At 38.0% G+C, this 789-nt stretch carries 1 protein-coding gene; it reads left to right on the top strand.

Features of this window, described 5'->3' with window-relative positions; all coding sequences use genetic code 11:
• The first annotated feature begins 32 nt into the window (after positions 1-32).
• Positions 33-659, top strand: a complete 627-nt coding sequence (locus tag R7P64_RS24205) for a hypothetical protein (protein ID WP_031828284.1) — start codon at positions 33-35, stop codon at positions 657-659.
• The last annotated feature ends 130 nt before the right edge of the window (positions 660-789 follow it).

Genomic DNA, 789 nt, shown 5'->3' with positions numbered 1-789 from the left:
CAGGGCGTTATAAAGATAGAGGAACATGTTAAGTGACAGAAACAATAATGGCTTACCTTGATGCAGGAAACTATGGTTATGTTTTTCTGTTTATTGCTATATCAATCGTCATTAACTTTGAAAAGATTCTTTCTACGTATTCAACCCATAGAAAACGCCGCTTAGATTCATTGGAGCGTTCAGTATCAATTGAAAGTTTAGATGAAAGGCTAAAGCGTCATTTGCATTCGGAGATTGAGATAGAAACTTTTTATCTTACTCATGGTGTGAGAGTTAGCCGTGTACTCTTAAACGGGATGTTAGATCTTAACGAAATCATTGGCACTCGGGTTTCGTTTAAGCACATAATTCGTTGTAGCCGATTACTTCCCAACCTCAAAGATGTTCATAAAGAGAACTTTCAAATTGCTATCGATAAATTTGACAAACTATATGCATATTATAATTTGGGGCTGGGTTTGCCGAGTTTTATTGGAGGGATAATATGGTTTGCTTACAGCATATCTCAAATAGTTACGTCACCAAATTACCCAAGTTTAATCGTCTCTTGTTTCACGGTATTAGTCAGTTTCGCCATGTTGTTCCAAGGTGCTCCGTATATATCAACCAAAATTATTAATAGAGAGCTGCGTGATTTACCCATGCGTGAGAGCGTTTAGTCATCTTTATAACAAACTGTTTAAGAGTGATTCGCAACGCGTGGCATTTTCACTATGCGTTGGTTTTGGTGTTTAAGGTGGTATGCGGTGGCTTTTGTATTGCGTTGCTCACACCTTAACAGGGCGTTAG

The sequence above is a fragment of the Vibrio sp. 2304 genome (genome assembly GCF_033339475.1).
GTDB classification, from domain to species: domain Bacteria; phylum Pseudomonadota; class Gammaproteobacteria; order Enterobacterales; family Vibrionaceae; genus Vibrio; species Vibrio alginolyticus.
This window is presented reverse-complemented; position numbering and strand designations above follow the sequence as displayed.